1 protein-coding gene is annotated in these 551 nt (G+C 49.8%); it reads left to right on the top strand.

Going from position 1 to position 551, the window contains the following annotated elements; translation table 11 throughout:
* The coding region (locus AC1DCV_RS35775; RefSeq protein ID WP_477027681.1) for an Ig-like domain-containing protein at window positions 1–551 on the top strand (551 nt) is incomplete at both ends.

Below are 551 nucleotides of genomic sequence, written 5' to 3'. Positions count from 1 at the left end.
TTCCTCTATATAGTGCAGGCCGGAGATGTAGACATGGACGGCATTACCCTGGGCGCTGCGCTCACAGGTACTATAAAAGATGCAGCCGGTAACAATGCCGTACTTACACTTCCTGCGATAAATACCACAGGCGTACTCGTAAATACAAACATACCAGGCGTGGCGGTGACTGCCAGCGCTACGTCTCCGCTGAATCAACCATTCACAGCTACCATTACTTTCACCGAAGCGGTGACCGGATTTGTAGTCGGAGATATCACCGTTACCAATGCGACCTTAAGTGCATTCCAAACAACAGACAATATTACCTACACTGTACTGGTAACACCTACTGCTAATGGCACCGTGACTATCCAGGTACCCGCCAGTGTAGCCGTGAACGTGGGTAACAACAACAATACAGCCTCCAATATTTTAAGCCGCGTGTATGATGGCACGGCGCCTACTATTACAGCCGTAGATGTACCTGCCAACGGCACTTATCACCTCGGYGAAGGGCTACGCTTCAAAGCACATTTCAGTGAGTCTATCGTTGTAACGGGAACGCCTAC

It is taken from the genome of Chitinophaga sp. 10T418 (assembly GCF_056394125.1).
This window is presented reverse-complemented; position numbering and strand designations above follow the sequence as displayed.